The organism is bacterium (genome assembly GCA_009926305.1).
Classification (GTDB): domain Bacteria; phylum Bdellovibrionota_C; class UBA2361; order UBA2361; family RFPC01; genus RFPC01.
In genome coordinates this window covers 1-3,210 of the sequence record RFPC01000143.1, presented here as the reverse complement: position 1 = coordinate 3,210, position 3,210 = coordinate 1, and the positions used below count along the sequence as shown (strand labels likewise).

Genomic DNA, 3,210 nt, shown 5'->3' with positions numbered 1-3,210 from the left:
CTCGCTCTGGCTGCGATTGGATGATCAGATTTCAGCCTTCGACAGGAAGCTCGCAGAGCAGGCTCAAGCCGACTCAAAGGTTGAAGCTGTGTACCGCAGTGTACCTGGAATAGGGCCGGTCACTTCGCGTGTCCTCGCGAATGAATTGGGAGACATGAGTCAATTTAAAAATGAAGATCGATTGTTCAGTTTTTTGGGATTAACTCCGACGGAAAATTCGTCGGGAGATACCCAACGAAAGGGGCACATCAGCCGCCAAGGAAATCCACGCATTCGGCATGCCCTGATAGAGATAGCATGGCGAGCGATCAGTCAAGATGAAGCTCTACGTCTTGTGCACCAGCGCATATCTTCGAGAGCCGGAGCAAAACGTGCAATTGTCGCTGTTGCCAGAAGAATTATAGGGAGGATTCGAGCATGTTTTTCTAAAGGCAAAGACTGGCAGCTAAATTTTGGACTCACAGCTTAGCTGCGACTTAGGAAAATTGATGCGAGATGAGATGCTGACTCGATGATTTTACCGACAAACGTGTTTGCCACCACGTGTTCTTCCTTGCGGCTCAATGACCGCGTAGTCTAGTGTATGGGGCAGACTCTTTGTGAACACGAATAAGATCACTTGTGGCGGCGCTTCGGTGTTGACCACGAATAGCAGGCTGTCGGACAAACGAGTTTAAGTCGAATTGAGCGAGTGTATCGGGACGAGATTTTAGAAGCATGTTTTTGCCGGCGGTTGGCCGGAACGGGGAGATTTTTTCTGATACTTGACTTACCCCATAGCAGGAGGGTCTAGTGACTATGGTGGGTTTGTGAAGGAGCGACGATCGAGAAGGCGTGTCATTGCAAGCTGGGGCAATCTGCCCCAGACCCCAACCCGCCGCGGATGAGCATTTTTTGCCTTACGTTTTTCATCCGCGGCGGTACATTGGGGCCCTTCTTGATTTCGAAGAAAAGAGAAAATCTCCAACAAAGAACGATGAACAATTGTTGGAGGAGATGAAGATGAGCGTCAGTTATCTTGGAAAGAAAGTCTATATCGGTTTGGATGTACACAAGAAAACATTTGCGATCACTGCTATTTGCGATGGTGTTGTTATCAAGAAAGCGACACTCGCTGCAAATCCTGACGCTTTAAAGACTTTTTTCACAAATCATTTTTCAGGAGCTGAAATTGTTTGCGGCTATGAAGCTGGTTTTAGCGGTTTTCATCTACAGAGAAAAATCAGTTCGTGGGGCTACGATTGTTTGGTGATAAATCCAGGCTCGCTTGAAGTTGCTGCGAGGGATCGAGTGAAAACGGACAAACGAGATTCCTTGAAAATTGCAGAGCATCTTGCCCACAAGCGCATCAATGGAATTTGTGTGCCTGATGCGGAAACCGAAGAGGCACGAATGTTGTCTCGTTCTCGGTCTCAGTTTGTCGAAGAGCGTTCGCGAGCCGGTATTCGAATCAAGAGCAAGCTTCATCAGCTTGGGCTGATGAATTGTAATGACGAAAGAGTGATGAGCAGAAAATACATCGAAGAAGTTCGTTCTCTCAACGTCCATTTCCACCGCCCCTGAGGCTTTGGCAGCGGCTCACCGAGCAAGAGTGAGATTTCAGATTGATACGAAAAAAAATCGACAGGCCGATTGAAGTTTTACCCCGCGCAAGCGCCGAGTGCCGAATTTCCTCATTGAGATCCAGTCGATTTCCTGATTGAGATCCACCCCGTCAGTTCATTGCGTCCGACGTGTTGATTCTCGATTTCCACTGGATCTCAATGAGAGTCAACCCCCTTGGTTTGGATCCGCTTTTTCCTCATCGATTCTCCCTCGAGTTTCAGCCGTACAGCGCCATGAATCAGCCTGTCGAGGATGGCCTCCAGGGCGACAGGGTCTTCGATCACCTCTTTCCAGTTCTCCAGTGGGATCTGGCTTGTTATGATTGTGCTACGAGTTGCAAAGCGTTCTTCGAGAATGTCGTAAAGATCTTGGACGACCGAAGCTGGAAGTTTCTTGATGCCAAGGTCATCCAGTATCAGGCAGTCTGTTTTGATGAGGCGGTCCCTGAGGCGCAGATAGCTCCCTTCTGTGCGGGCGATTTCGAGCTTTTCAATCAGTTCATGAATCCCAATGAAGATTGTTGTGTATCCGCGCCGGCAAGCCTGGTTGCCAAGAGCAGTTGCGAGAAAGGTTTTGCCAACACCCGTTGGGCCTTGGATAAGAACATTGCGTGGTTCTGTGAGGAAGCCCAGCTCCATAAGATCCCGCACCTGTGCTGCGCTCAGATTGCGTTTGGCAGTGGTGTCGATTTTCTCGATGCAGGCATCCGTGCGGAAGCGTGCGCTTTTGATTCTACGTTTAATGTGAGCAGAGTCTCTGAAGGTCTTTTCGTCAGTCATGATGGCTGCAAGGAAGTCGCCATGACCCCAGCCTTGACTGGTTGCTTCTGCGAGTCGAAGTTCGAGGCTTTCGAGCATGCCGTTGAGCTTCAGGTGGGCCATCATTTGTCTGGTTTGTTCAATCATCATTTTGAATGATCTCCTTAATGAAAGAGAGTTTCACCACGCAGGAGAGGGTTTTCTCCTCGTAGTATTGGGGTATTTTCCTTTGATCTCGTGTTTTTTCGAGTGGATCCTCCTTTTTTGTTGTCGAGTACGCGTTTAATAAAGGCATAGTTTTTTTGATTGAGTCTGATTGCTGCGGAGCATGCTTCCTCGATGTGTTCCGAAGCGTAGTGCTTTGATAAGTTGACTATTCCCTGCGCACGGCGAAGCTGCTTCAATGGAGTGTCACCTGCTAGCATGCCTGCCACGAGTTCCGATGTCTGCGGTCCAATGCTCTCTGCCTGCGATTTTGTATGTAACGGTGTGACCTCGCAGTAGGCACGGTGAGCTTCGGGGTAGTGGTTCTTCTGGGTCACGAAGAGGCCCTTGCCTTTGCTTCGATGATGCACAGCGACACGCACTCCCTCATGGAAGATTTCGATGGTCTTTTCTCCTGCCCAGACGTCGAGCAACTTGCCTCTCAGTGCTTCTGGGGCTGAGTAAAAATTCTTCTCGAATGCGAGATGGCAGTCCGGGTGCACTCTTCCACGATGATGAACAACGACCTCGTAAGGGTTCTCCGTGAGTGAGCGGAGGAAGTTTTTTTCACCCTCGAACATCTCGGAACGAGAGCGCCGAAAGATGCGGTGGATTTTGTTGTTGAACTTTTCGAGATGCTCGC

At 49.3% G+C, this 3,210-nt stretch carries 4 protein-coding genes; 2 read left to right on the top strand and 2 right to left on the bottom strand.

The window, feature by feature from the left end; all coding sequences use genetic code 11:
* Positions 1-10: 10 nt before the first annotated feature.
* Together EBR25_12905 and EBR25_12900 are read left to right on the top strand one after the other, a co-directional pair.
* On the top strand, positions 11-469 hold the full coding sequence (locus EBR25_12905) for an IS110 family transposase (GenBank protein ID NBW41881.1): 459 nt from the start codon (positions 11-13) through the stop codon (positions 467-469).
* A 365-nt stretch (positions 470-834) separates the two neighbouring features.
* Positions 835-1,563 carry a hypothetical protein gene (locus EBR25_12900; protein ID NBW41880.1) on the top strand — a complete coding sequence of 243 codons (729 nt, stop codon included), beginning with the start codon at positions 835-837 and terminating at the stop codon, positions 1,561-1,563.
* A gap of 197 nt (positions 1,564-1,760) precedes the next feature.
* Here the strand turns inward: EBR25_12900 and EBR25_12895 are convergent, their stop codons facing one another.
* Together EBR25_12895 and EBR25_12890 are read right to left on the bottom strand one after the other, a co-directional pair.
* Positions 1,761-2,513 (bottom strand): AAA family ATPase, encoded by a 753-nt coding sequence (locus EBR25_12895; protein ID NBW41879.1) that lies wholly within the window; start codon positions 2,511-2,513, stop codon positions 1,761-1,763.
* 14 nt (positions 2,514-2,527) lie between these two features.
* On the bottom strand, positions 2,528-3,210 hold a 683-nt coding region (locus tag EBR25_12890), incomplete at its 5' end, for a hypothetical protein (GenBank protein NBW41878.1).